This is a genomic window from Dyella sp. SG609 (genome assembly GCF_012275375.1).
GTDB lineage: Bacteria > Pseudomonadota > Gammaproteobacteria > Xanthomonadales > Rhodanobacteraceae > Dyella_D > Dyella_D marensis.
The window spans coordinates 315,710-339,154 of record NZ_JAAZQJ010000005.1 but is presented as its reverse complement, the minus strand read 5'-3'; the positions used below and the strand labels follow the sequence as shown (position 1 = coordinate 339,154).

Annotated in this window: 27 protein-coding genes; 22 read left to right on the top strand and 5 right to left on the bottom strand. The window is 68.2% G+C overall.

The window, feature by feature from the left end:
- Positions 1-20: 20 nt before the first annotated feature.
- From sctC to FHW85_RS12000, 11 genes are read left to right on the top strand one after another with little or no spacing between them, the layout of a single operon-like run.
- The gene (gene sctC, locus FHW85_RS12050; protein WP_168648377.1) at positions 21-2,000 is read left to right on the top strand and encodes a type III secretion system outer membrane ring subunit SctC; all 1,980 of its coding nucleotides are present in this window, start codon (positions 21-23) and stop codon (positions 1,998-2,000) included.
- Between the two features lie 4 nt (positions 2,001-2,004).
- Positions 2,005-3,318: an FHA domain-containing protein gene (locus FHW85_RS12045; RefSeq protein WP_168648376.1), complete on the top strand. Its 1,314-nt coding sequence runs from the start codon at positions 2,005-2,007 to the stop codon at positions 3,316-3,318.
- A 31-nt stretch (positions 3,319-3,349) separates the two neighbouring features.
- Positions 3,350-3,694, top strand: coding sequence for a hypothetical protein (locus FHW85_RS12040; RefSeq protein WP_208399640.1), 345 nt, complete (start codon positions 3,350-3,352; stop codon positions 3,692-3,694).
- Positions 3,695-3,721: 27 nt separating this feature from the next.
- Positions 3,722-4,126: a hypothetical protein gene (locus FHW85_RS12035; protein WP_167253260.1), complete on the top strand. Its 405-nt coding sequence runs from the start codon at positions 3,722-3,724 to the stop codon at positions 4,124-4,126.
- Between the two features lie 12 nt (positions 4,127-4,138).
- A complete protein-coding gene (sctJ, locus tag FHW85_RS12030) occupies positions 4,139-4,924 on the top strand; it encodes a type III secretion inner membrane ring lipoprotein SctJ (protein WP_168648375.1) in 786 nt (261 codons plus the stop codon).
- A 7-nt stretch (positions 4,925-4,931) separates the two neighbouring features.
- Entirely contained in the window at positions 4,932-5,579 is a 648-nt protein-coding gene (locus FHW85_RS12025) for a hypothetical protein (protein ID WP_168648374.1), read from the top strand.
- Positions 5,576-6,205 (top strand): FliH/SctL family protein, encoded by a 630-nt coding sequence (locus FHW85_RS12020; protein WP_167253266.1) that lies wholly within the window; start codon positions 5,576-5,578, stop codon positions 6,203-6,205. Before FHW85_RS12025 ends, FHW85_RS12020 begins: the two co-directional genes overlap by 4 nt.
- Positions 6,202-7,554, top strand: a complete 1,353-nt coding sequence (locus tag FHW85_RS12015; protein ID WP_167253268.1) for a FliI/YscN family ATPase — start codon at positions 6,202-6,204, stop codon at positions 7,552-7,554. The genes FHW85_RS12020 and FHW85_RS12015 overlap by 4 nt, the downstream gene beginning before the upstream one ends.
- Complete coding sequence (locus FHW85_RS12010) at positions 7,551-8,039, top strand: hypothetical protein (protein WP_168648373.1); 489 nt, start codon at positions 7,551-7,553, stop codon at positions 8,037-8,039. The genes FHW85_RS12015 and FHW85_RS12010 overlap by 4 nt, the downstream gene beginning before the upstream one ends.
- Positions 8,040-8,046: 7 nt before the next feature.
- A complete protein-coding gene (locus tag FHW85_RS12005; protein WP_168648372.1) occupies positions 8,047-8,772 on the top strand; it encodes a type III secretion HpaP family protein in 726 nt (241 codons plus the stop codon).
- An 11-nt stretch (positions 8,773-8,783) separates the two neighbouring features.
- Positions 8,784-10,142 carry a LysM domain-containing protein gene (locus FHW85_RS12000; protein ID WP_168648371.1) on the top strand — a complete coding sequence of 453 codons (1,359 nt, stop codon included), beginning with the start codon at positions 8,784-8,786 and terminating at the stop codon, positions 10,140-10,142.
- 159 nt (positions 10,143-10,301) lie between these two features.
- Here the strand turns inward: FHW85_RS12000 and FHW85_RS11995 are convergent, their stop codons facing one another.
- Both FHW85_RS11995 and FHW85_RS11990 read right to left on the bottom strand, forming a co-directional pair.
- Positions 10,302-11,057 carry an ankyrin repeat domain-containing protein gene (locus FHW85_RS11995; RefSeq protein WP_168648370.1) on the bottom strand — a complete coding sequence of 252 codons (756 nt, stop codon included), beginning with the start codon at positions 11,055-11,057 and terminating at the stop codon, positions 10,302-10,304.
- Between the two features lie 82 nt (positions 11,058-11,139).
- On the bottom strand, positions 11,140-12,120 hold the full coding sequence (locus FHW85_RS11990) for a DUF2974 domain-containing protein (protein WP_168648369.1): 981 nt from the start codon (positions 12,118-12,120) through the stop codon (positions 11,140-11,142).
- Between the two features lie 217 nt (positions 12,121-12,337).
- Here FHW85_RS11990 and FHW85_RS22365 point away from each other — a divergent pair, with 217 nt between their 5' ends.
- On the top strand, positions 12,338-14,107 hold the full coding sequence (locus FHW85_RS22365) for a LysM peptidoglycan-binding domain-containing protein (protein WP_246866729.1): 1,770 nt from the start codon (positions 12,338-12,340) through the stop codon (positions 14,105-14,107).
- A 134-nt stretch (positions 14,108-14,241) separates the two neighbouring features.
- Here FHW85_RS22365 and FHW85_RS11975 read toward each other — a convergent pair whose 3' ends face one another.
- Genes FHW85_RS11975 through FHW85_RS11965 form a run of 3 tightly spaced genes read right to left on the bottom strand, consistent with a single transcriptional unit; the run spans position 14,242 to position 15,218 of the window.
- On the bottom strand, positions 14,242-14,568 hold the full coding sequence (locus FHW85_RS11975) for a hypothetical protein (RefSeq protein WP_167253282.1): 327 nt from the start codon (positions 14,566-14,568) through the stop codon (positions 14,242-14,244).
- A gap of 28 nt (positions 14,569-14,596) precedes the next feature.
- On the bottom strand, positions 14,597-14,791 hold the full coding sequence (locus FHW85_RS11970) for a hypothetical protein (RefSeq protein ID WP_168648368.1): 195 nt from the start codon (positions 14,789-14,791) through the stop codon (positions 14,597-14,599).
- A 7-nt stretch (positions 14,792-14,798) separates the two neighbouring features.
- The gene (locus tag FHW85_RS11965; RefSeq protein ID WP_168648367.1) at positions 14,799-15,218 is read right to left on the bottom strand and encodes a hypothetical protein; all 420 of its coding nucleotides are present in this window, start codon (positions 15,216-15,218) and stop codon (positions 14,799-14,801) included.
- A gap of 116 nt (positions 15,219-15,334) precedes the next feature.
- Here FHW85_RS11965 and queD point away from each other — a divergent pair, with 116 nt between their 5' ends.
- The 10 genes from queD (at position 15,335) to atpD (ending at position 23,398) form a co-directional block, all read left to right on the top strand.
- Entirely contained in the window at positions 15,335-15,697 is a 363-nt protein-coding gene (queD, locus tag FHW85_RS11960; RefSeq protein WP_167253288.1) for a 6-carboxytetrahydropterin synthase QueD, read from the top strand.
- Positions 15,698-15,851: 154 nt separating this feature from the next.
- Positions 15,852-16,247, top strand: coding sequence for a phasin family protein (locus FHW85_RS11955; protein ID WP_167253290.1), 396 nt, complete (start codon positions 15,852-15,854; stop codon positions 16,245-16,247).
- 262 nt (positions 16,248-16,509) lie between these two features.
- Entirely contained in the window at positions 16,510-16,875 is a 366-nt protein-coding gene (locus tag FHW85_RS11950) for a hypothetical protein (RefSeq protein ID WP_167253292.1), read from the top strand.
- 3 nt (positions 16,876-16,878) lie between these two features.
- Positions 16,879-17,712 (top strand): F0F1 ATP synthase subunit A, encoded by an 834-nt coding sequence (atpB, locus tag FHW85_RS11945; protein WP_168648366.1) that lies wholly within the window; start codon positions 16,879-16,881, stop codon positions 17,710-17,712.
- Positions 17,713-17,791: 79 nt separating this feature from the next.
- Positions 17,792-18,079: a F0F1 ATP synthase subunit C gene (gene atpE, locus FHW85_RS11940; RefSeq protein WP_168648365.1), complete on the top strand. Its 288-nt coding sequence runs from the start codon at positions 17,792-17,794 to the stop codon at positions 18,077-18,079.
- Positions 18,080-18,168: 89 nt separating this feature from the next.
- Positions 18,169-18,639, top strand: coding sequence for a F0F1 ATP synthase subunit B (locus FHW85_RS11935; RefSeq protein WP_167253298.1), 471 nt, complete (start codon positions 18,169-18,171; stop codon positions 18,637-18,639).
- A 3-nt stretch (positions 18,640-18,642) separates the two neighbouring features.
- Complete coding sequence (locus FHW85_RS11930) at positions 18,643-19,176, top strand: F0F1 ATP synthase subunit delta (protein ID WP_167253300.1); 534 nt, start codon at positions 18,643-18,645, stop codon at positions 19,174-19,176.
- Positions 19,177-19,267: 91 nt separating this feature from the next.
- Positions 19,268-20,818 (top strand): F0F1 ATP synthase subunit alpha, encoded by a 1,551-nt coding sequence (gene atpA, locus FHW85_RS11925; protein WP_168648364.1) that lies wholly within the window; start codon positions 19,268-19,270, stop codon positions 20,816-20,818.
- A 102-nt stretch (positions 20,819-20,920) separates the two neighbouring features.
- Positions 20,921-21,838, top strand: coding sequence for a F0F1 ATP synthase subunit gamma (gene atpG, locus FHW85_RS11920; RefSeq protein WP_167253304.1), 918 nt, complete (start codon positions 20,921-20,923; stop codon positions 21,836-21,838).
- 126 nt (positions 21,839-21,964) lie between these two features.
- Positions 21,965-23,398 (top strand): F0F1 ATP synthase subunit beta, encoded by a 1,434-nt coding sequence (gene atpD, locus FHW85_RS11915; protein WP_026635370.1) that lies wholly within the window; start codon positions 21,965-21,967, stop codon positions 23,396-23,398.
- The last annotated feature ends 47 nt before the right edge of the window (positions 23,399-23,445 follow it).

The following is a 23,445-nucleotide window of genomic DNA, read 5'->3' as shown; positions in this document are numbered from 1 at the left end:
AGGCCAAGGAATCCGTGAAGATGGGCGATGACAGGGGCAGGACGATGGGCAAGGGCACGCGGCGGGCGCTGGCCTGCATGGCGGTGCTTGGCCTGATGCTGTACGCCGCGCTGGCGCAGGCGGCCGCGATACCGTTCAAGAAGAGCAGCACCGAGATCCAGACCGACAAGACGCTGCGCGAGATCCTGCCGGACTTCTTCCACGACCAGGGCCTGGAAGTGGTGCTGAGTCCGCAGGTCGCCGCGCGCAACGGCACGCTCAACGGCAGCTTCAAGGGCACCTATGCGCAGGTGTGGCGGCGCATCGCCGACACCAATGGCCTGCTGGCCTATTGGGACGGTTCAGCCGTCTACGTCTACCTCGATTCCGAGCGCGTCACCGACTACACCAGCGTGCCGCTGCCGCTGGAGCAGCAGTTCATCTCCGCCATGGGCAGCGTGAACTGGGCCGACGCCGCCACCGGCAACGTGTGGAAGCTCGAACCCAGCACCGGCCTGGTCTCCATCACCGGCACCAAGCGCTTCGCCGAGCAGGTCAAGCAGATGTCGCTGACCATTGCCGGCCTGGGCCAGCGCGAGACCACGCGCTTCAAGTTCTATCCGCTGAAATACGCCTGGGCCTCCGACACCAGCATGAACCTGGGGAGCCGCCAGGTGACGGTGCCGGGCGTGGCCAGCGTGCTGCGCGCCCTGGTCAGCGACCCGGGCAGCTACAGCCAGTTCAGCGGCGCCAGCGAGCGGCTCGCCTCGCCGCGCCAGCGCGGCCTGCGCGGCCAGGGCCTGGCCGGCCAGGGGCAGCAACCGCCGCCGCCGCTGGGCAACTACAGCGTGCCGCCGGCGCAGGACGACGACGGCCTGACCCCGCCCGCCGCGCAGCTGGCGCCCACCGCGCAGCGCAACGGCGTGGAAGCGATCGCCGGCAGCGGCGACACGCGCATCGTCGCCGACAGCTTCCGCAACGCGATCATCGTGCGCGACACGCCCGACCGCCTGCCGATGTACGACGAATTGATCCGCCAGCTCGACGTGCCGCCGCAGATGGTCGAGATCGAAGCGACCATCATCGACGTCAACAAGACCAAGGCGCGCCAGCTCGGCATCAACTGGTTCTACCGCAACCACCGCACCACGGTGGGCTTCATGAGCGGCAACCAGACGCCGGCCGACGCCCTGTACAACAAGGCGCTGCTGCTGGCCGCGCTGGGGCTGGGCGACACCAGTGGCCTGCCGCCGCTGTTCAACAACGGTTTCCAGATCGGCACGATCCTGGGCAACCCCGCCAAGTTCGTGGCCAACATCAATGCGCTGGAAGACGACGGCATCGCCCACGTGGTCACCCGTCCGCAGGTGATCACCATGAACGACGCCGAGGCGGTGATCCAGAGCAACCAGTCCGTGTATGTGCCGGTGGCCGGCGCCTATAACTCCGACCTCTACAACGTCACCGCGGGCACCACGCTGCGCGTCACGCCGCATCTGGTGATGGAAGAGGGCGCACCGCGCATCCGCATGATGGTGCAGATCGAGGACGGCAACATCACCTACTCGGCCAAGGATGCGCAGGACATCTCGTATCCCATCGTCAGCCAGAACGCGGTCAACACGCAGGCGGTGATCCAGGACGGCCAGGGCCTGCTGCTGGGCGGCCTGGTGCAGGACCAGTCGCAGAACAACGAGCACAAGATTCCCGTGCTCGGCGACATCCCGCTGCTGGGTTATCTGTTCAAGACCGTGCAGAAGCAGCGCGCGCATACCGAGCGCCTGTTCCTGATCACGCCGCGCCTGGTGATGCTCAACCACATCAACGGCCAGCAGACCCCCAGCTCGCCGCAGGTGAGCATGGAAAGCCAGGAGCAGCTGGACAAGCAGGAAGCCAGCCGCGACGCCTGGTGGAACCACAAGAAGAGCCAGGTCACGCAGCCCGCGCCGCTGCCGGTGATCGTGCAGTCGCCGCCGCCCGCGGCGCCGGCTCCCGCACCCCAGAAGCGCCCTCCGGAGTAATGCCATGAGCGCCTTGCCCGCCACCCGCCAACGCGCCAGCCAGCCGCCCAAGGTGCAGCTGGCCTTGCGCGTGTTCAGCGGGCTGCATGCGGGTGCGGAGCTGCGCCTGCCGCAGCGCGGCATCCTGATGATCGGGCAGGCCGACGACTGCGATCTGATCCTCAACGACACCGGCATCGCCAACCATCACTGCGTGCTCACCGTGGTCGGCGACCAGGTGCTGCTGCGCGCGATGGACGGCGAGGTGGAAACCCACGACGGCCGCATCGCGGTGGGCGAGAACGTCAGCCTGGAACACTTCGCCCTGGTGCGCCTGGGCGAAGTGCAGTTCGCGGTCGGTCCGCATTGGAGCGAGCGCTGGCAAAGCTTGTCCGATGCCGGCGACGACGCGCTGCCCGCGCTCACCGAACGCCAGTTGGCCGGCCGCCGCCGCGGCGTGCTGGCCCTGGCCGGCCTGCTGCTGGCGGTAGCCGCGCTGGTGCTGGCCGGCAGCTGGAAGGTCACGCATCCGGCGGTGACGGTGCGCGCGGCCAGCGTGTCCGACCAGCTCGACCGCGTCCGCGCGATCCTGCATGGCCTGTCGCTGCGCCACGTCAGCGCCTCGGCGGGCGAGGGCGGCCACGTGGTGCTGCGCGGAGTGATCGGCAATGCGGCGCAGCTGCCGCAGCTCAAGCGCAAGCTTTCGGAAGCCGGCCTCACCACCGAGCTGACCGTGCGCGACTGGCCCAGCGTGGAGAAGCAGGTCAACGACATCTTCGCCATGCACGGCTACACGGTGGAAACCAAATTGCTCGACCAGGGCGGCGTGGAAGTCGGCGGCCATTTCGGCGACATCGCCAAGGCCGACAAGGTGAAGAGGGACGTGCTCGGCTCCACCGACATGCAGAACCTCAACGCCGACGCGCTGGGCCTGACCCTGGCGCTGAAGAACTACGACGAACATGCGCCGGAACCGGTCAAGCCCGATCCCGGCAAGCGCATCCGCCACGTCGTCGGCGGGCGCGAACCGTACCTCGTGACGCGCGACGAGTCGCGCTACTACGTGGGCAACAAGCTGCCGCAGGGCGGCGTGTTCCTCGCCGTCAGCGCGGAAGGAACCATCCTCCTGCGCATGCCGGACAACCGCTACATGCAATTGAACAAGGCCGACGACTACCAGACCCCGCAGCCGCTCGACGAAGCGGCCGCGTCGGTGCTGCTGCCGCCGGCTGTGCCGGAGTCCGCCGCTTCCGCGGCCGAACCGGCGCCGGAGCCGCCCGTGCTTCCCGCCAAGGCCGTCGCCATCGGTGCGAGGGCCCAGGCCGGCGGCGGGCGTTGAAGCGAGCAGTGTCACCACCAGGAGACGAACCATGAGCAGCAACAACAGCATCAACGGCAACGGCGGCAATACGCAGTTCCCGACCATCAACACCAGCATCGCCGGCGGCAGCGCGGCGGCCGGCCGCTCGGCCAGCGACGAGCAGTCCAAGAGCTGGTTCGAAGCCATGGCCAAGGCCTGGGGCAACGCGCTGGACCATCAGGCATCCAAGGTCACCGAGCTGTCCGCGCAGGTGAGCGAGAACGGTTCGGACCAGCCGTCGGTGATGACCCAGCTCACCGCCGAGAGCCTGAAGATGCAGTTCCTTTCCACCAACGCGGCCACCTCGAACAACGCGGTCGGCCAGGCGCTGGAAACCCTCGGACGCAAGCAGTAATCCGGCCGCGTGCCAGGAGGCATGAGCATGAACGTGGATCCTACCCAGCTGGTCAACGTCGGCCAGTTCGCGCCGGCCGAACCGAAGGCCGCCTCGCCGGCGCATGCCGACGACGTGGCCAAGTTCCGCCAGAGCTTCGCCGACGCCGCGCCGGCCAACGCGGTGCAGTCAGAGCAGGTCACGCCGGTGCCGCACGAGATGTCGCCGGAGTTCAAGGCGGTGCTCGGCCAGTTCGACTCGCTCAACGGCCGCGCCAACGAACTGGGCCGCCTGTCCGAGGCGATGAAGGCGAACGGGCGCGATCTCTCGCCCAGCCAGGTCATCGACATGACCCTGAAATGCCACGAGCTGGTGTTCCAGGCGGAGCTGACCAGCAACGTCGCCAACCGCAGTTCGGAAGGCGTGCAGCAATTGTTCCGCCAGCAGTCCTGAGGTCTCAAGGCGATGATCAAGCGTTTCGCGACCTTCGCCCTGCGGCTGGCGGCCCTGGCCTGCGTGCTCGGGCTGCTCGCCGGCTGCAGCCGCGACGTGCTGTACGCCAAGCTGGACGAACAGCAGGCCAACGACGTGGTGGCCGCGCTGATCAACGCCGGCATCGACGCGCAGAAGGAACCCGGCGAGCGCGGCGAGGGCTGGCGGGTGTCGCTCGACCGCCGCGACATGCCGGCCGCGGTGGCGGTGCTGCGCGACGCCGGCCTGCCGCACCAGGGCATCGCCAATATCGCGCAGATCTACAAGAAGGACGGCTTCGTCTCCTCGCCGCTGGAGGACAAGCAGCGCTTCATCTACGCGCGCGAACAGCAGCTGGGCAATACGCTGCGGCAGTTCGACGGCGTGGTCGATGCGTACGTCTACCTGTCGATTCCCGACAAGAGCCCGATCGACGACAAGCCGCCGAGCGGCTCCGCCTCGGTGGTGATCATCGCCCGCCCCAATGCCGGCATCGAAAGCCGTGCGCCGGACATCAAGGCGGCGGTGATGACCGGCACCGAAGGGCTGACCGATCCCAGCCGCGTCACCGTGCAGTTCTTCCAGCGCACGCCCAGCGAAGTGCCGGTGCAGCCGGCGCGGTCGGGCGTGATGCGCGGCGACGTCGCGTCGATTTTGCTGATCGGCCTGGCGGCGCTTGCGGTGCTGCTGGCCGGCCTGCTGCTGTGGCGCAACCGCGGCGCGCTGATGGGCCACCCGTCGCGCGGCGTGATGCGGCGCGAGGCGGCGGGTGAGCGCTGAGCGCGCCATGCGTCGCCAGCACGCGCGGGCCGCGCTCGACGGCCTGCATCCGGCGCGCTGCGCGGCGCTGCCGGCGCCGCTGCTGGAACGTGCGCGGATGTCCGCGCTCGGCCGGCGCCAGCTCGCACGTGCGGCACTGCGCACGCAGCCGCGCGTGTTCGCGCCCGACCAGGAGCGCTGGGCGATGTGGGTGGAAGAAGAACCCTGGCTGCACTGGCCGCAGGCGGAGCTCGATGCGTTCACCCGCGTACTCGGCGCGATCGCGCTCGGTCCGGCGGTGCGCGTCACGGTGGAGCGCAGCGAAGTGCTGTTCCTGCGCGAAGCGCTGGGACTCGAACATTGGCGCCGCGCGCAGGGTGCCGACCCCTGGCGCGGCCCCGCGCCCGAAGCCGTGCGCAACATGGGCCGCGCACTGATCCAGCGTTGCGAGCGCGATGCCGGCGCCCTGCGCGAGGCCGCCTATGAGCGCGGCAAGATCGAATTCCTGGGCCATGCTGGCCGTCACGATCCGCGGCTGGCCGAGCGCCTGGCGCTGGCCTATGCCACCGCGCCGGCGCTGCCCTGCGCGAAGGAAGCCTGGCTGCCGGCGTCCACCGTGCCGGCCCTGCTAGCTCCCGTGCCGGTGGAACCTGTCGCGGAGGAGCCCGCCCTATGAACGCCCAGGCCATGTTCGTCGACCGCGAGCGCTTCCAGCTGTATCTGGATGGCGGCGTGATTCCGGCCGCCGCTTGGGCGCCGCTGCAGGAAGCCCAGCGCATCCTGGACGAGGCCAACGCGATCCTGCGGCAGGCGCAGCAGGAAGTGGAGCAGATCCGCGGCCAGGCCAAGTTCGAAGGCCTGGTCGAAGGCCGCGAGCGCGGCCTGCGCGATTGCGCGCGCGCGCTGGAGGCGCTGGTGGTGGCGCGCGCCGCCGCCACGGTGGAATTGCGCCGGCGCGCCAGCGAGATCGCCATCGCGGTGGTGCGGCATATCGCGCCGGCGATCGGCGCCGAGCGCCTGGTCGCCTCGCTGGTGGCCGAGGCCATGCAGAAGCTGGTGTTCGAGCCGCACCTGCTGGTGCGCGTGCATCCGGACGTGGCCGAGCAGGCCCGGGCCGAAGTGGCCGCGCTGGGCGCGGCGGCGGCGCCTGACACCGAAATCATCGGCGACCCGGAACTGGACCGCTTCGACTGCATCATCGAATCCGCCGGCGGCATGGTGCGCGCCGGCTTCAACGAACAGCTGGAACAGGCGCGCGTGATCCTGGCCGCCGCCGAGCACAGCGGGGCCGGCGTGCCATGAGCCTGCCGCAGCCCGACGCGCCGCTGCCGGAGACCTTCGCCGCACCCAGCGACGACCCGCTGCTGCGCGCGCTGAGCCGGCGCGACACGCTGCAGCGCGTGGGCCGCGTGGCCGAGGCCTACGGCACCCTGGTGCGCGCCACCGGCGTGCGCGCGGCGATAGGCGAACTGTGCCTGCTGGAGCAGCCGGACAACGATTTCTGCCTGCCGGCCGAAGTGGTCGGCGTGTCGCAGCACCAGACCCTGCTCACCCCGCTGGGTCCGCTGGAAGGCATCTCCACCGCCACCACCGTGACCGCCACCGGCAAGCAGGCCACCGCGCCGGCCGGCATGAGCCTGCTCGGCCGCGTGATCGACGCGCACGGCGATCCGCTGGATGGCCTGGGCGCGCTGGAGCATGTGGAACGCGTGCCTTTGTATGCGGCGTCGCCCAATCCGCTCAGCCGCCAGGTGATCGACCAGGCCATGCCCACCGGCGTGCGCGCGATCGACGCCGCGCTCACCATCGGCCGCGGCCAGCGCACCGGCATCTTCGCTGTGGCCGGCGGCGGCAAGAGCACCTTGCTCGGCATGCTGGCGCGCAACGCGCAGGCCGACGTCAACGTGATCGTGCTGGTCGGCGAACGCGGCCGCGAAGTGGGCGAGTTCCTGCACGACAGCCTGGGCGAGGAAGGCCTCAAGCGCAGCGTGGTGGTGGTCGCCACTTCCGACCGGCCAGCGCTGGAGCGCAGCCGCGTGGCCTGGCTGGGCACGGCCATCGCCGAATACTTCCGCGACCGCGGCATGAACGTGCTGCTGATGATGGACTCGATCACCCGCTTCGCCCGCGCGCTGCGCGACGTCGGCCTGGCGATGGGCGAACCGCCGTCGCGGCGCGGCTTCACGCCGTCGGTGTTCTCCGCGCTGCCGCGCCTGTTCGAGCGCGCCGGCACCAACGACAAGGGCGCCATCACCGCGTTCTATACGGTGCTGATGGAAGACGAGGACGGCAGCGATCCGATCGCCGAGGAAGTGCGTTCGATCCTGGACGGCCATATCTATCTTTCGCGCCGGTTGGCGCAGGCCGGGCACTACCCGGCGATCGACGTGCTGGCCAGCGCCAGCCGCCTGATGCCGCGCGTGACCGGCAACGCGCACCAGCGCGCCGCCTCGCTGCTGCGCCGCTACCTCGCCAAATACCGCGACATCGAAATGCTGTTGCAGCTGGGCGAGTACAAACCCGGCGGCGACGCCGACGCCGACACGGCGATCGCGCGCATCGACGCCATCAACCAACTGTTGCGCCAGGGCACGCACGAGGCGGCCGACTTCGCCGGCACGCGCTCGCGCCTGACGGGAGTGTGCACATGAGCGCCGGTCCTTTCCCGCTGGAACCGCTGCGCACGGTGCGCGGCATCCGCCTGCATGCGCTGGAGTCGGAACTGAAGCAGTGCCGGGAACGCCACCGCCTGGCCGACGAGGAGCGCGCCGCCGCGGACGAGCGCCTGCAGCAGGCCACGTTCGCGCGCCAGGATTTCGCCGACCGCGCCTGGACCGGCATGTTCGCCAACGGCGCGCCCACCGCGCTGGCGATCGACCGCTACGAGCGGCACCTGGCCCTGCTCGATCACCAGATCCTGCTGCGCCGCGCGGAGCTGGACGAGCGCGAGATCGCCTGCGCGCAGACCCAGGACGCGCTGGACCGCGCCGCCGCCGCGTGGCGGCAGGCGCGCGGCAAGCTCGACGCCGTGGACGAAATGAAACAAGGCTGGCTGCGCGAGATGCGCGGCCGCATCGAATGGAGCGAGGAACAGAACCTGGAAGAACTGTTCCTGCGCCGCGCACCGACGAACTGAGGTCCCTATGCGCAACGATGCCACCACCGCCACCCACACCACGCCGCCCGCGCCGCATACGCACGGGCATACGCAGCGCGCCAAGGACGAACCCGCGCGCGGACGCGAGGACATCCAGCGCTTCCGCAAGCTGATGGACGGCAAGGGCCAGGACGTGCAGGACAGCGGCGAGGCCGCCACCGGCCCGCGCGGCCCAGGTGCCAGCGAACAGGAAAAGGCATTGCGCGAACTGCTGCAGCGCCAGCTCGACGCTTCCGCCGGCAAGGCCACCGCACTGCCGCCGCGCGACGGCGAGCGCGACAGCGGCAGCGATACGTCTTCGGGCGGCGGCCAGCCGGACGGCCAGGCCCAGGCCCAGGCCAGCGCCGGCGCGCAGGCCTGGCAGCAGGCGCAGCAGATCGTGCTGCACGGCGCGGAACAGCCGGCGCCCGCCGCGCAGGCGGCGCTGGCGCCCGCGCTGGCCGAGCTGATCGAGCGCCACGTCAAGCGGCTGCTGGTGCCCGATGCGCGCAGCTCCGCGCAGTCGCGCGAAATCATGATCACCTTGAAGGACGGCGTGCTGCCCGGCACCGAGCTGTGGCTGAGCCGTACCGACAAGGGCTGGAAGCTGCGCGCCGACACGCATTCGCCGGATGCCTACCGGCAGCTGCTGGACGGCGCGCCGCAGCTGATCGAGCGGTTCGCCAGCAGCCGGCTGGGCGAGCTGGAGATCGCTCCGTCCCTGCTGAGCTGAGGAGAGGGGCGATGGGCATCCACCTTCCGAACGATCCGGTGCTGCGGCTGTTGGGCGGCGACCGCGGCGGCCACGATGCGCAGGGCAACGGCCACGTGCAGCTGAGCTTCCCGATGTCGCCGGGCGACACGGTAAGCACCATCGCCGACAAGCTCGGCCTGCCGCTGGACAGCCTGCTGCAGGTCAATCCCGGCATGAGCGCGAACACGCCGCTGTCGTCAGGGCTGACCGTGCAGCTGCCGGTGTCGAGCCTGGGCGATCTGAATGGCAACTGGGGCAATCGCGGCAACGGCAATGTCGACAATCCATCCGGCCACGAACTGCCCCTGCTGCCGGAGCTGGCCGATGCCTTGCGCGGCAGCGCGCGCATCGACGGCATCCAGCTGGGCGTGACCTTGTCGACCAGCGGCGGCCTGCAGGCGATTCCCCTGATTTCCGCCGGCGCCATGAACAGCGCCGACCTGGCCGCGCAGGCCTCGCGCAACCAGCTCGCCGGCTGGCCCGGCGGCACCGTGCCCGGCAGTGCGCCGGTGAACTACGTGCAGGGCGCGGACCGCAGTGGCGCCACCGCGACGGGCGTACCCGCCACCGCGCTGGGCGCCGCGCGCGCCGACGGCGTCGTGCTGAGCTTCGCCCAGGCTGCCGGCGCGATGGCGCAGGCGGCGCTGAACAACCAGCACGGCAACGACTCCGTGCCGCCGCCTCCGCCGATGCCCTGGCTGGACGGCACGCGGCCGGCGCTGGTGAGCACGCCGATGGCCTGGCAGGCGGTGCCGCAGGGCATGCCGCCGGCCGGCTGGAGCGTGGCCGCGGCGGCGGTGGACGGCAACGAAGCGAAGCTGCAGATCATGGCCCTGCTGATGGCCCAGCTCGGCCAGGCCGCCGCCGGCAGCGCCGGCGCGGCGAACGTGCAGGCGCCCGGTTTTATCGACCCGCAGGCCGTGGCCGCGCAGGCCGCGGCGATGCGCGCCGGCCGCAATATCGACCTGGGCGCCGGCCGCAGCCTGCAGTTCACCCTGGTGCAGGACCGCATGCGGCGCGTCGGCGCGGTGGGCGAAGAGGAACGCGCAGCCGCTGGCCGCCGTCCGGGCGAGGCAGAGGTGAAATCCGCGCGCGAACGGCGCGCCGCCGACGCCGAGGAAACGCAGGAAAACCGCGACCGCCGCGAGCAGGACCGCCGCCGCCGCGCCGCCGAAGCCGCGCTGCGCCGCCGCCGCAAGCTCAGCGCCCGCTGCCGTCCGCGCCGCGGGCCGCGCATGCCGTTGCGCGAGGCGGGGCGCGGGCGTTATCCGAAGGCGGTGGATTGGGCGGAGTTCCGTGGGCGGCTGCCGCCGCGCTATCTGTGGGGCAGTGCGCCGGACTTGGAATAGTGCGCCAACTCCTCAACTGGCGTCATCCCGGCGCAGGCCGGGATCCAGCGGCGATAAGCCATGTGCAGGCGAGGAGTTCAAGGACTCAGCTTTTGAGCCTTTCGCGACAATCGAGCGGCGACGCTACTGGATCCCGGCCTGCGCCGGGATGACGAGCGTTTATTGCACGCCTTGCTCCACCGCCACATGGTGCAACCGCAGCCACTGATGCACTTGCTCGTGCTGCGCCCGTGCCGTGGCGTTCAAGCCACCCGCAGGAAGAATGTTGAAGTACGTCTGGAACGTTGCCCCCTGCTGATTGCGCCGCGTCGCATCCGCCCCGGCCTCCAGCAGGCGCAGCACGCAATGCGTGCGATGCACCTTGGCCGCGACGTGCAGCGGCGTATTGCCCAGGCGGTCGGCGCGGTTGGGATCGGCGTGATGGGCGAGCAGCAGGTCGAAGGCATCTTCGCCGGGGTTCATCAGCGCGGCGTCCAGCGGCGGCGCCTGCGTCACGCCGTGCGGCGCGTTCGGGTCGGCGCCATGGTCGAGCAGCAGGCGCAGATAGCTGGAGTCGTTCGCCATCGCCGCCAGGTGCAGCACCGTGGCGCCACCCACGCCGGGGCGCGCCGGATCGGCGCCGGCGCGCAGCAGGGTTTCCATGGCGCGGCGGTCCTTGTGCAGGAGCGCCCATTCCAGCGGCGTCACGCCGCGGTCGCCCTGCGCGTTGAGGTCGGCGCCTTGCTCGCGCAAGGCGCGCACGCGTGCTTCGTCGCCTTGCGCGGCGGCATCGACCAGCGCCACCACGCGCGTATCCGTGAACACCTTGCTTGCATCCGTGTCGCTCATGGCCTGGGTTTCCGCGGCGGCGCCGGCGAGCGCAAGGCCTGCCAGCAGACACCAGGCAATACGCCTGGGGCGAGGGATGTGCATCATGCCGGGTTCTCCCATGTCGGCCCAGCGCCGAAAGCCGCCCGAGTACAGCAGAGGCGGCGTCATGGTTTCATGGTGGGGCGGCTCAGGGCTGCCAGGGATGGTCTTTCTGCAGCGCGGCGAGCACGGCGTCATCCAGATGCAGGTCGACGGAATGCTTGGCCACGTCGACGGCGTACTTCGCTTCCAGCACTTCCGCCTTGCCGTCGAGCCAGTCGTACCAGTGGAGGTCCGGCTTGGCGACCGGATCGGGATCGTGCAGCGCGATCTTGTGGCCGACCGCATCGGGCAGGGGCGAGTGTTCCTGCACGGTGGTGAGGATCTCGCCGTCCACCGCGTAGCGCCGGATCAAGCCGTTTTCGGCCTGCTGCTTCAGCGCCGCGGGATCGCCGTCGGGAATCAGCCGGCGGATCGTCTCGTCGTTGAGGCCCGCGGCATTGAAGGTGACGCCGGCCGAATCCGTCGCCAGCGAGGCGATCGAGGCGAGGCCGCCGCCCAGCGAGTGGCCGGTGATGGCCAGGCTGTCGCCGAACGCCGCCTTGGCTTCGGTGGCCAGGGCCACGGCCTGGTGGTACTGCGCGGCCGGGACACCTAAGCCCTGCTCGGCATTGTTGAGCCAGTCCTTGATGTCGTTGGAGCCGGCGAAAGCCAGCACGTGGTCGCCGTTCTTGTCCTGGTAGATGGCGGCGCGGAAGCCGGTGCTCGGGTCTTCCAGCGAGGCGGGGTCGATGCCGGCCTGGGCGAGTTGGTCCGCGGTGAGGCGCGTCCAGCCATCGACGCCCTGGCTGTGCGGATCGTAGACGTCCTGTGCGATGCGCATGAGCTGCAGATCGATCGCCTTCGGGTCGGTGCCGCGCACTTGCGCGTCGAAGTCCGGCGCGCCGGCGCCGGAAGCGCCGAACATCGAGCCGGTGAGCTTCGTCAGTTGCGGATTGAACGCCAGCTGCGGCTGCGAGACGTGCGCGTCGGGATGCGCGGCGCTGCTGGCTGCGGCTTGCGCCGAAGCGCCGTAGCGATCTACCGGCAGCGCCGCGCCGCTGCGTTGGGACTGCAGTTCCAGGTACATCGCTCCACCTCCCATGGTGACGCCCGGACGATAGCCCCGCGGCTCGAGCGCCGATCAGTAGGGCGCTCCCTAGCTGGGGTTTTCCCTAGATGGTCTGGACGTCCATCTAGGGTTGCACCTAGCTGGGGAAAGTCCCAATGGGAGAGCTCGTTGTCACGATGCTGCAATTCGGCGGCCGGCCAGGTGGGCCGCATGCATCCGAGCAAAGAGGCCTTCCATGACCGCAGTCAGCGCCGTGCGTTCCTCGCCAGCCTTCGCCGCGAGCGACGAGTCGTCGAATACGTATTCCGTGCAGCATGGCGATTCGCTGTCGGCGATCGCGCAACGCTTCGGCGTGTCGCTGGCGGCGCTGGAGGCGGCCAATCCGCAGATCGCCAACCCCTATCGCATCTATCCCGGCGACGTGATCCATCTCCCCGCCCATGCGAACGATGGCGGCGCCGCGCCTGCCGCGCCCACCGGTGGCGCGCAAGCGGCGGCGGGCAAGGCGGGGCCGGCCTCGGGTTTCAGCATCAGCCAGAACGGCGTGCAGATGATCGAGGGCTTCGAGGGCTACAGCGCCACGGCGTATCCCGACCCCGGCACCGGCGGCGCGCCGTGGACCATCGGCTACGGCCACACCAAGGGCGTGCAGCCGGGACAGACCATCACCCGCGCGCAGGCCGAGCAATACCTCAAGGAAGACCTGGCCTGGGCGCAGGATGCGGTGCGGCGCAATGTGCATGTGCCGATCACGCAGAACCAGTTCGATGCCTTGGTAAGCCTTACCTACAACCTCGGCGCGAACGGTTATCCGGGGCTGCTGGCCAAGCTCAATGCCGGCGACTACAAGGGCGCGCAGGCAATGTTCGGCGAGTACGTGCATGCCGGCGGCCATGTCCTGCAGGGACTGGTGAACCGGCGCGCGAAGGAGGCCGCGTTGTTCGGCAGCGATGCGCCGAATGGCGGTAATCCGCCGGCACCGCCGTCGCCTCCTGCGCCGCCGGGCGGTTCGCACGATTACACGGTGCAGTCGGGCGATACGCTGTCGGCTATCGCCGCGCGCCAGGGTGTGTCGCTGAAAGCGCTGGAAGCGGCCAATCCGCAGATTCGCGATTTCAACCATATCTATCCCGGGCAGGTCATCCATCTGCCGGGTGGCGGCGGCAGTGCGGCATCGGGTGGCAGCTATACGGTGAAGTCGGGCGACACCCTGTCGGGTATTGCCGCGCGCCATGGCGTGTCGCTTTCCGCGCTGCTCGCGGCGAATCCGCAGATCGCCAATCCGAACCGCATCTATCCGGGCCAGGTGATCCATCTGCCCGGCGGCGGCAGCGCGAGCAGCGCGCCGGCCAGCCACGACTACACGGTGCGTTCGGGCGACAGCATGTCGAGCATCGCCTCGCGCAACGGCGTATCGCTGTCGGCGCTGGAGCGCGCTAATCCGCAGATCGCCAATCCCAATCGCATCTATCCGGGGCAGGTGGTGCATATCCCCGGCGCGGGCGGCACGCAAGGCACCGGCGGTACGCAGGGCTCCGGTGGCGTGCATGGCGGCAGCGGTGCGAGCGGCAGCAAGGTGGTGGACATCGCCAGGCAGTTTCTCGGGCGCAATGCGTCGGAGCTGGAACGCAGCGGCGCCTTGCCGATGAATCCCGGCGTATCGCCCGACGAGTGCTGCGCGAATTTCGTCTCCGCGGTGCTGCAGAAGGCGGGTGTGCTCGACCGGCACACCGACCTGGTGTCGGGTTCCAGCCGCACCGGTCCGGGCGCGCCCGGTTCGATCGGGCGGATCTTGAAGGACCGCGGCTGGAAAGTGGTCGATGCGGCCCATGCGAAGCCGGGCGACGTGTGCATCCTCAACAACGGCGGCCACGTCGAGCTGGTGGCCAGCAACAGCGGCGGCAACATCCAGCTGATCGGTTCGAACAACACCAATCGCAACGGCACGCAGCAGGTGGGCTACGGCCACCCCTACGGCGGCGCGTGGTACCTCACGCCCCCTTGAGCCTGCGGCCAGGCGGGGGAGGGCGAAGGGCGGCCTGCGGGGCGCCCTTCGTCTTTTGCAGTGCCCGATAGCCCGCGCGAAAAGAAGAGGCCCCGTGCCGGGGCCTCTTCCAAGCGATGCCGTTCGCGAACGACTTACTGCTGCTTCATGCACACCGCCCACACCACGGCGAGGAACGAAAGCGTGCTTTGCGTGGGCGTGCCGGTGTAGCGGATCGTCCAGCCCTGCTGGGTGCCGCCGATGGGCGCGTTGTAGAGCACGTTGGCGGTGTCGGCGATGAACTTGTAGCCGCCGCCGCTGACGACTTCATCGGCCTGGCACGAGATCGTCAGGTCGCCGGCGGTAGCGCTGCTGCTGGCCGAGCGCGTGGTGGTCACGAGTGCGGCGTCGGCCACCGAGCCGTAGCCGAGCAGGATCAAACCGATACAGGCAGCTTTGGTAAGAAATGTCACACGACGCATAAACCCTCCTGGTTAGTGTGTGTGTTGCTCAGGCTTCGAAAGGCGTCTCGCGCCAGCCCTGCGTGTTGCTTGGCGTGGCGGTCTTTCCTGGCGCCATGTCGAGCCGCTGCGGCTTATATCGGGGATGTTGTGAATCTTCCGCGCAGACCTTGGCCTGGCTGTCGGTGAGCTTGCGGCGATCGAAGGCGTGCCCGGTGCAAGGCCGGAACGACGGTGCTTTCAAGCCTTGCTCAGTCGACGAACAGCGTTGTCGGCGCGCCATAGGTCTGCGCCCAGGCGGTCCAGGCCGGATCGGTCGGGCCGATCGCTTCGGCCTTGATGGTCCAGTGGCCGGCCTTGCGTTCCAGCAGCGCGGCATAGGCGCGCGACATCGCGCCATGGCTGGCCGCTTCGGCGAACTCGGTGCCAGTGAAATCCATTGGCGTGCCGCCCGCGCCTTGCATATGCGCGTGCAGGAAAGCCCAGTCGCCCGCGACGCGAAGCCGATCGACCGCGAACTGCACCGGTCGATGCAGGCGCCGTTCCAGCGGCGCGCGGGCCGCGTCGAGGATGGCTTTGCGTTCGGGGCTGCCGGCGTCGGGCGTGCCGATGGAAGAGGCGGTGGCGGTCATGGCAGTCAGGCTCAGCAGCAAGGTGGCGAGAAGGCGCATGGGAAGGGCTCGGGCCTTGGCCGGCCGAGTATCGCGCCGGCGCGGCGGGCGCCGGACCTGGGGCGTTCCCCAGTGCGCGCAAGGCGCCATGGCGGGGTGGGCGCTAGAATGGCGCAATGCATATCTTCAAGCTCTTCCATCTCGAAGCCGCCCACCGCCTGCCCCATGTGCCGCCGGGGCATAAGTGCGCGCGCCTGCACGGCCATTCCTTCCGCGTGGAAATCCATGTGGAGGGCCAGCCGGATCCCCAGCTGGGCTGGGTGATGGACTTCGCCGACGTCAAGGCGGCCTTCGCGCCGCTGTACGAACAGCTGGACCACCACTACCTCAACGACATCGAGGGCCTGGAAAACCCCACCAGCGAGAACCTCGCGCGCTGGATCTTCCGCCGCCTCGAGCCGCGCCTGCCGGGGCTGGACAAGGTGGTGGTGCACGAGACCTGCACCTCGGGGGCCAGCTGCAGTCGCGCCAGTTTTTGACGCGACGCGGCATTTCATGGATTTGTCATAGTTGATTGTTCTTAAAATAATTTAATGTGACAAAGCGCGTCTTCACAAAAAATATATTGCGCTGCACAAAAATCCTTGTTAGGCTTTGTCCCACTACCCCCATTCCCTTCGAGGGAGCAAAGCCATGACCCAGCAACTGAATGCCCAGGTGTTCGCCTACGCCAAGCAGCTGACCGACAACGCCTTCAAGGCCCAGTCGGTGGCTTTCAAGGCTCTGGAGAAGATTGCCGAGCTGCAGTTCCAGGCGCTCGAGAAGCAGTCCCAGGTGACCTCCGACTACATCGCCGATGCGCTCGAAACCCGCGACATCGAAGGCCTGCGCACCCTGTGGGAAAAGGGCAGCGCGCTGAGCCGCGAGAACGCCGAGCGCGCCGTCGCCGTGACCCAGGAAATCATCGCCGTCACGCAGAAGACCGCCGAGTCGCTGTCCGCCCTGGTGCAGGAACAGCAGCAGGCCGCCAACGACGCCGTGTCGGCCCCGGTCGCCGCGGTGAAGAAGGCCGCCGCCGCCGCGAAGTAATCCGCTTCAAAACGTCGCTCCCTCCCTCGGCGACGTCCCCCAAGGCCGGACTGGTTCTCCAGTCCGGCCTTTTTCTTGCCCGCGGCATGGACGCTTCGCACACGCGCCGGTCGGCAAAGTAGGCGATCGGGCACGAAAGTGCGGCATAACGCAGGAACGTGGCTTGTCCGTCTAAATGCCCCGCTGATATACTTTTTAAGATTGGACCGTGGCCCGCAGCTGGATCGGTGCCGCCTAGTGCGAAGCCGCGCGGGGACCTCACGTGCTCAACAGTCTTGCCTCCGGACGTCGTCTCGCGCTGCGCATCGTGATGCTGCAGCTCGCCACGGCGGCGATCGTGGGCCTCGCTTTCCTGACGCAGGGGTACCGCGATGCGATCGCGGCCGCTGCGGGCGCCGCACTGGTGGCGCTGGGTACCGCGCTGCTGGCGTCGCGTACCTTCGCAGGACTGGGCGGGGGCGGCATGACCATGGGCCGGATGGTTTCAGGCATGGTTCTGAAATGGATCGCGATCGCTGGAGGGCTGATCGTGATCCTGGGTCAATACAGACTGCCGCCACTGGCCGCTATCACGGGGCTGGTGGCTGCGTACGCAATAAATCTGCTGGCGTTCCGATTCAAGGGCTGAGACATGGCAAGCGAGCCTCAGGGCGGTTTAACCGAATACATCCAGCATCACCTGCACCACAACGTGGTGAGCCTGGGTGACGGTGCTTTCATGAAGCTCCATCTCGACTCGATCGTGGTGGCCTTCCTGCTCGGCGCGCTGTTCTGCCTGTGGTTCTGGCTGAAGGCGCGCAAGGCCACCTCGGGCGTGCCGTCGAAGGGCCAGGCCTTCGTCGAGCTGATCGTCGAATTCGTCGACACCCAGGTGAAGGACACCTTCCACGGCGACCGCCGCACGGTGACCCCGCTGGCGCTGTCGATCTTCATGTGGGTGACCTTCCTCAACGCGATGGACCTGCTGCCGCTGGACGCGCCGGGCTTCGCCGTGACCACCGCCGCCGGCGCCGAGGCCGCGCATCACACCTTCTTCCGCTGGGTGCCGACCGCCGACATCAACACCACCGTGGGCCTGGCCCTGGCGGTGTTCTTCATCGTGCTGGGCCACGGCATGAAGGCGAAGGGCACGCTGGGCTTCGGCAAGGAACTGGTCACCGCGCCGTTCCACGCGCACAACCCGGTGGTGGTCGCGATCCTGGTGCCGTTCAACCTGGCGCTCAACATCATCGAATACCTGTCTAAGCCGGTGTCGCTCGCGATGCGACTCTTCGGCAACATGTACGGCGGCGAGCTGGTGTTCATGCTGATCGCGGGCCTGTTCGCGGGCTGGATCAGCTTCCTGCCGGGCGTGCTGTTCAACACTGCCTGGGGGATCTTCCACATCCTGATCATCCTGCTGCAGGCGTTCATTTTCATGATGCTGACGATCGTCTACATCGCGACGGCGCGTGAGCATCACTGACACTAGGTTCCATCCGGTTTCGCTTTTCAATTCCGTTTCGCTCTAACCACACCTTTAGAAAGATTCACAGGAGAACACCATGAACCTCGCCGAACTCATTTCCCATGTGCAGGGCCTGACCGCGATCGCCGTCGGCATCATCATCGGCCTGGGCGCGCTGGGCGCTTGCCTTGGCATCGCCATCATGGGTTCGAAGTTCCTCGAGTCCGCCGCTCGCCAGCCGGAGCTGGTGCCGCTGCTGCAGGGCCGCATGTTCCTGCTGGCCGGCCTGATCGACGCGGCGTTCATCATCGGCCTGGCCGTGGCGCTGCTGTTCGCGTTCTCGAACCCGCTGACCGCCCAGGTCATCAGCAACTTCGGCCACTAATCGCTTAGTAGCCGGCGCGATATGCCGCTGCGGCCCTGTGGCCGCAGCGGATTGCGGTCCCACGCGTTACCGGAGTTTTCGGAAAGCTCATGAATATCAATCTGACTTTCCTGGGCCAGATGGTGTCGTTCGCCATCCTGGTCTGGTTCACCACCAAGTTCATCTGGCCGCAGCTCAATGCCGCGATCGAAGAGCGTCAGAAGAAGGTCGCCGAAGGCCTGGCCGCCGCCGAGAAGGCGCGCGCCGAGCTGAAGGACGCCGACGCCAAGGTCGCCACGGAGATCAAGCAGGCCCGCCAGCAGGCCGCCGAGATCATCGAGCGCGCCCAGCAGCAGGCCAACCAGATCGTCGACAAGGCCCGCGAGGACGCTGTCGCCGAGACGGCGCGCCTGAAGGCCCAGGCCGGCGAAGAGATCGCCAGCATGCAGCAGCGCGCCCGCGAGGAACTGCGCGGCTGGGTCGGCCGTCTTGCCGTGCAGGGCGCGGAGAAGATCGTGCAGCGCGAAGTCGACGCCTCGGCCCACAAGGCCCTGCTCGACCAGCTCGTCGCCGAGATCTGAGCCATGGCCCAGGCAATCACTCTCGCCCGCCCGTATGCCCGCGCCGCTTTCGAGCTGGCGCGCGCGTCCGGTGCGCTGCCCGCGTGGTCGCAGGCGCTGGCCTTCGCCGCCGCGGTGGCGAAGGACGCCCGCGTGGCCGCGCTCGGCAACGACCCGCGCGTGCTGCCCGAGCAGCTCGTCGCGCTGCACCTGCCGCAGGGCATGGACGCGCAGGCCCCGTTCGCCGGCTTCCTGGCCGAACTGGCCGAGCATCGCCGCATGGCGCTGCTGCCGGAAGTGGCCGACCTGTTCGAGCAGTACAAGCGCGAGGCCGAGTCGCAGCTGCTGGTCAAGGTGACCAGCGCGATGGCGCTGGACGCCGCGCAGGCCGAGCAGCTGAAAGCCTCGCTCAAGCGCCGCTTCAAGCGCGACATCGAACTGGAAACCCAGGTCGACGCCTCGCTGCTCGGCGGCGTGGTGATCGATACCGGCAGCGAAGTGATCGACGGCTCCGTACGCGGCCGCCTGGCGCGCCTTTCCGGCGCGCTGACGGCCTGAGTACGCGCAGAGCCAGCCCGGCCGGCCCGCGCCTGCGCGGAACGGACCGGATCTCGACTAGCGAATTCAAAAAAATCCCAGGATAACCACCATGTCCAGCACCACCTTGAACCCGTCCGAGATCAGCGAGCTGATCAAGACCCGCATCGAGCAGTTCAAGCTCGGCGCGGAAGCCCGCAACGAGGGCACGATCATCAGCGTGTCCGACGGCATCGTGCGCATCCACGGCCTGGCCGACGTGATGCAGGGCGAAATGATCGAGCTGCCGGGCAATGCCTTCGCCCTGGCGCTGAACCTGGAGCGCGACTCGGTCGGCGCGGTGGTGCTGGGCGAATACCAGCACCTGCGCGAAGGCGACACCGCCAAGACCACCGGCCGCATCCTCGAAGTGCCGGTCGGCCCGGAGCTGCTCGGCCGCGTGGTCGACTCGCTGGGCGCGCCGATCGACGGCAAGGGCCCGCTCAACGCCAAGCTCAGCTCGCCGATCGAGAAGGTCGCGCCGGGTGTGATCTGGCGCAAGTCGGTCGACCAGCCGGTGCAGACCGGCTACAAGTCGGTGGACTCCATGATCCCGATCGGCCGCGGCCAGCGCGAGCTGATCATCGGCGACCGCCAGACCGGCAAGACCGCGCTGGCCATCGACGCGATCATCAACCAGAAAGATTCCGGCATTAAGTGCATCTACGTCGCCATCGGCCAGAAGCGCTCGTCGATCGCCAACGTGGTGCGCAAGCTCGAAGAGAACGGCGCGCTGGCCAACACCATCGTGGTGGTGGCGTCGGCCTCCGAGTCGGCCGCGCTGCAGTACATCGCGCCGTACGCCGGCTGCGCCATGGGCGAGTACTTCCGCGACCGCGGCGAAGACGCGCTGATCATCTATGACGATCTGTCCAAGCAGGCCGTGGCCTACCGCCAGATCTCGCTGCTGCTGAAGCGCCCGCCGGGCCGCGAAGCCTATCCGGGCGACGTGTTCTATCTCCACTCCCGTCTGCTCGAGCGCGCCGCGCGCGTGTCGGAGGAGTACGTCGAGAAGTTCACCAACGGTGAAGTGAAGGGCAAGACCGGCTCGCTGACCGCGCTGCCGATCATCGAGACCCAGGCCGGCGACGTGTCCGCCTTCGTGCCGACCAACGTGATCTCGATCACCGACGGCCAGATCTTCCTCGAGACCGACCTGTTCAACGCCGGCATCCGCCCGGCCGTGAACGCCGGTATCTCGGTGTCGCGCGTGGGTGGTTCGGCGCAGACCAAGATCGTCAAGAAGCTGTCCGGCGGCGTGAAGCTGGCCCTGGCGCAGTTCCGCGAGCTGGCTGCGTTCGCGCAGTTCGCCTCGGACCTGGACCCGGCCACCCGCGCCCAGCTGGACCGCGGCCAGCGCGTCACCGAGCTGATGAAGCAGAAGCAGTACGCGCCGCTGTCGATCGCCGAGCTTGCGCTGTCGGTGTACGCCGCCGAGAAGGGCTACCTGGACGACCTGGCGGTCGACAAGGTGCTGCCGTTCGAGAAGGGCCTGCATGCGTTCTTCCACCAGAACCACGCCGAGCTGATGAAGAAGATCGTCGCCACCGGCGACTGGAACAACGACATCGAAGCCATCTTCAAGTCCGGCCTGGACGAGTACAAGAAGACCGGTAGCTGGTGAAGTACCGGGAATAGGGAATAGGGAATCGAAGAGCGCGAGCTCGCATCCCTGTTCCCGATTCACCATTCCCGATTCCCCCGAGCAAGCGCAGCGAGCGAGAACATGGCAGGCGGACGCGAAATCAAATCCAAGATCAAGAGCACGCAGAACATGCGCAAGGTGACGCGCGCGCTCGAAATGGTCTCGGCATCGAAGATCCGCAAGGCGCAGGATCTGATGAAGGCCTCGCGCCCCTATGCGCGCCAGATGCGCAAGGTGATCGCGCACGTCGCCCAGGCCAGCACCGACTTCAGCCATCCGTTCCTGGTGCAGCGCGAGAAGGTCGCGCGCGTCGGCTACGTGGTGGTGTCGACCGACCGCGGCCTCTGCGGCGGCCTGAACTCCAACCTGTTCCGCCGCCTGCTGCCCGCCATCCGCGAGTGGCAGGACAAGGGCGTCGAGGTCGACGTGGTGGCGGTGGGCCAGAAGGCCACGCAGTTCTTCCGCCGCATCAAGGGCGTGAACCTGGTCGGCAGCGTCACTCACCTGGGCGAGAAGCCCAAGCTCGAGCAGCTGGTGGGCGTGATCAAGGTGGTGCTGGACGCTTATACGGCCGGCAAGCTGGACCGCGTGTTCCTGGCCTACAACGACTTCGTCAACACCATGACGCAGAAGCCGACCCTGGACGCGCTGCTGCCGCTGCCCCTGGTGGCGGCGGAGCTGGAAGCGCACCAGTCGGCCGGCGAGTCGGCCTATGCCGGCATCAAGCTCGAACAGTCGCACGACTGGGACTACATCTACGAGCCGGACGCCGCCACGGTGCTGGAGTACGTGCTGGGCCGCTACATCGAGTCGGTGGTCTACCAGGGCGTGCTGGAGAACCTGGCCAGCGAGCATGCCGCGCGCATGGTCGCCATGAAGGCGGCCTCGGACAACGCGAGCAAGGTCATCGGCGAGCTGACGCTGGTCTACAACAAGGCCCGTCAGGCGGCGATCACGCAAGAGATCTCCGAGATCGTCGGCGGCGCCGCGGCTGTATGAGTGCGATCATCCATGATCGCTAAGATCAAACGGGCGGCCATCCATGGCCGCACTCTTCACTAAAACCACGCGACCAGAACGGGCGCGGTTAAACCAGACATTCAAAGATCCATCCGGAGCATTTCCATGAGCCAGGGTAAAGTTGTACAGATCATCGGCGCGGTCATCGACGTCGAGTTCGCACGCGATCAGGTGCCGCAGGTTTACGACGCGCTGAAGATCGACGGCACCGACATCACGCTGGAAGTCCAGCAGGTGCTCGGCGACGGCGTGGTGCGCACCATCGCCCTGGGTTCGCCGGACGGCCTGAAGCGCGGCCTGGCCGTGCGCAACACCGGCGAAGGCATCAAGGTGCCGGTCGGCAAGGCCACCCTGGGCCGCATCATGGACGTGCTCGGCAACCCGATCGACGAAGTCGGCCCGATCGAAGCCGAAGACCAGTGGGTCATCCACCGCGAAGCGCCGTCGTACGACGACCAGGCGCTGGCCAACGAGCTGCTGGAAACCGGCATCAAGGTGATCGACCTGGTGTGCCCGTTCGCCAAGGGCGGCAAGGTCGGCCTGTTCGGCGGCGCCGGCGTGGGCAAGACGGTGAACATGCTGGAGCTGATCAACAACATCGCGACCCAGCACTCGGGCCTGTCGGTGTTCGCCGGCGTGGGCGAGCGTACCCGCGAAGGCAACGACTTCTATCACGAGATGCAGGACGCGGGCGTCGTCAAGATCGACAACCTGCCCGAGTCCAAGGTGGCGATGGTGTACGGCCAGATGAACGAGCCGCCGGGCAACCGCCTGCGCGTGGCGCTGACCGGCCTGACCATGGCCGAGTACTTCCGCGACCAGAAGGACGAGCACGGCAAGGGCCGCGATGTGCTGTTCTTCGTCGACAACATCTACCGCTACACGCTGGCCGGTACCGAAGTGTCCGCGCTGCTGGGCCGCATGCCGTCCGCGGTGGGCTACCAGCCGACGCTGGCCGAGGAAATGGGCGTGCTGCAGGAGCGCATCACCTCCACCAAGACCGGTTCGATCACCTCGATCCAGGCCGTGTACGTGCCCGCGGACGACCTGACCGACCCGTCGCCGGCCACCACCTTCGCGCACCTCGATTCCACCGTGACGCTGAGCCGCCAGATCGCCTCGCTGGGCATCTACCCGGCGGTGGATCCGCTGGACTCGACCAGCCGCCAGCTCGACCCGAACGTGGTCGGCGCCGAGCACTACGACGTGGCCCGCCGCGTGCAGGGCACGCTGCAGCGCTACAAGGAACTGAAGGACATCATCGCGATCCTGGGCATGGACGAGCTGTCCGAGGAAGACAAGCAGCTGGTGTACCGCGCCCGCAAGTGCGAGCGCTTCTTCTCGCAGCCGTTCCACGTGGCCGAAGTGTTCACCGGCGCTCCGGGCAAGTACGTGACGCTGAAGGAAACCATCCGCGGCTTCAAGATGATCGTCGACGGCGAAGTCGACCACATCCCGGAGCAGGCGTTCTACATGGTCGGCGGCATCGACGAGGCCATCAAGAAGGCCGAGGACATGGCCGCGAAGAAGGCGGCTTGATGGTGAGGGAATAGAGAATAGGGAATAGGGAACAGTAAGAGCCTCGC

Excerpts from the sequence above, each read along its gene's own strand:
- sctC (WP_168648377.1), top strand. The coding sequence starts at position 21 with ATGGGCGATGACAGGGGCAGGACGATGGGCAAGGGCACGCGGCGGGCG.
- FHW85_RS12045 (WP_168648376.1), top strand. The coding sequence starts at position 2,005 with ATGAGCGCCTTGCCCGCCACCCGCCAACGCGCCAGCCAGCCGCCCAAG.
- FHW85_RS12040 (WP_208399640.1), top strand. The coding sequence starts at position 3,350 with ATGAGCAGCAACAACAGCATCAACGGCAACGGCGGCAATACGCAGTTC.
- FHW85_RS12035 (WP_167253260.1), top strand. The coding sequence starts at position 3,722 with ATGAACGTGGATCCTACCCAGCTGGTCAACGTCGGCCAGTTCGCGCCG.
- sctJ (WP_168648375.1), top strand. The coding sequence starts at position 4,139 with ATGATCAAGCGTTTCGCGACCTTCGCCCTGCGGCTGGCGGCCCTGGCC.
- FHW85_RS12025 (WP_168648374.1), top strand. The coding sequence starts at position 4,932 with ATGCGTCGCCAGCACGCGCGGGCCGCGCTCGACGGCCTGCATCCGGCG.
- FHW85_RS12020 (WP_167253266.1), top strand. The coding sequence starts at position 5,576 with ATGAACGCCCAGGCCATGTTCGTCGACCGCGAGCGCTTCCAGCTGTAT.
- FHW85_RS12015 (WP_167253268.1), top strand. The coding sequence starts at position 6,202 with ATGAGCCTGCCGCAGCCCGACGCGCCGCTGCCGGAGACCTTCGCCGCA.
- FHW85_RS12010 (WP_168648373.1), top strand. The coding sequence starts at position 7,551 with ATGAGCGCCGGTCCTTTCCCGCTGGAACCGCTGCGCACGGTGCGCGGC.
- FHW85_RS12005 (WP_168648372.1), top strand. The coding sequence starts at position 8,047 with ATGCGCAACGATGCCACCACCGCCACCCACACCACGCCGCCCGCGCCG.
- FHW85_RS12000 (WP_168648371.1), top strand. The coding sequence starts at position 8,784 with ATGGGCATCCACCTTCCGAACGATCCGGTGCTGCGGCTGTTGGGCGGC.
- FHW85_RS11995 (WP_168648370.1), bottom strand. The coding sequence starts at position 11,057 with ATGATGCACATCCCTCGCCCCAGGCGTATTGCCTGGTGTCTGCTGGCA.
- FHW85_RS11990 (WP_168648369.1), bottom strand. The coding sequence starts at position 12,120 with ATGTACCTGGAACTGCAGTCCCAACGCAGCGGCGCGGCGCTGCCGGTA.
- FHW85_RS22365 (WP_246866729.1), top strand. The coding sequence starts at position 12,338 with ATGACCGCAGTCAGCGCCGTGCGTTCCTCGCCAGCCTTCGCCGCGAGC.
- FHW85_RS11975 (WP_167253282.1), bottom strand. The coding sequence starts at position 14,568 with ATGCGTCGTGTGACATTTCTTACCAAAGCTGCCTGTATCGGTTTGATC.
- FHW85_RS11965 (WP_168648367.1), bottom strand. The coding sequence starts at position 15,218 with ATGCGCCTTCTCGCCACCTTGCTGCTGAGCCTGACTGCCATGACCGCC.
- queD (WP_167253288.1), top strand. The coding sequence starts at position 15,335 with ATGCATATCTTCAAGCTCTTCCATCTCGAAGCCGCCCACCGCCTGCCC.
- FHW85_RS11955 (WP_167253290.1), top strand. The coding sequence starts at position 15,852 with ATGACCCAGCAACTGAATGCCCAGGTGTTCGCCTACGCCAAGCAGCTG.
- atpB (WP_168648366.1), top strand. The coding sequence starts at position 16,879 with ATGGCAAGCGAGCCTCAGGGCGGTTTAACCGAATACATCCAGCATCAC.
- atpE (WP_168648365.1), top strand. The coding sequence starts at position 17,792 with ATGAACCTCGCCGAACTCATTTCCCATGTGCAGGGCCTGACCGCGATC.
- FHW85_RS11935 (WP_167253298.1), top strand. The coding sequence starts at position 18,169 with ATGAATATCAATCTGACTTTCCTGGGCCAGATGGTGTCGTTCGCCATC.
- FHW85_RS11930 (WP_167253300.1), top strand. The coding sequence starts at position 18,643 with ATGGCCCAGGCAATCACTCTCGCCCGCCCGTATGCCCGCGCCGCTTTC.
- atpA (WP_168648364.1), top strand. The coding sequence starts at position 19,268 with ATGTCCAGCACCACCTTGAACCCGTCCGAGATCAGCGAGCTGATCAAG.
- atpG (WP_167253304.1), top strand. The coding sequence starts at position 20,921 with ATGGCAGGCGGACGCGAAATCAAATCCAAGATCAAGAGCACGCAGAAC.
- atpD (WP_026635370.1), top strand. The coding sequence starts at position 21,965 with ATGAGCCAGGGTAAAGTTGTACAGATCATCGGCGCGGTCATCGACGTC.